The 471-nt window shown below is 56.1% G+C and carries 1 pseudogene; it reads left to right on the forward strand.

The features are described 5' to 3' along the window. Window positions 1-231, forward strand: a pseudogene (locus tag AC0L2O_RS36380) (hypothetical protein); the annotation flags it as partial. Window positions 232-471 lie beyond the last annotated feature (240 nt).

The raw sequence follows: 471 nt of genomic DNA on the forward strand, positions 1-471 counted from the left end.
CCTTTGATGAACCGCAGACATATCCTGCGGGCGGGCTCCTCCGCCATCTCGGCGGGTGCGATGAATTCCACAGCCGGTGGTGCGCTGGCGGCGTATACGGATGAGCTACGCGTCCCCGTCTACGGTGGCGACGTCGCGAAGGCATACATCGAGGCCTTCGTAAACCGTTCGAAGAAAAGAGGGAATCAAGGTAACCCCGATCACGGACCAAATCACCTTCGCGCAGCTTGAGCTCATGGTGAACTCAAAGACCGTTGCTGTTGACGTCGCTCCGATCACTCAGGGCTCTGTCATCATCGGGAGCGAAAAAGGCCTGCTTGAGCCGATTGTTGCGATTGCCTTCTTATCAACTATCGTCGGCATGCTCGCGGCTCAACCGCACCGTTCTTCGAGCACGTAGCATTGTTACGATGGCGATTCTCACCCCGATAACCGTTCCAAGCATCGTTGTCGGTATTGCAGCTTATCTAA

The organism is Bradyrhizobium sp. Kon10, from assembly GCF_055807395.1.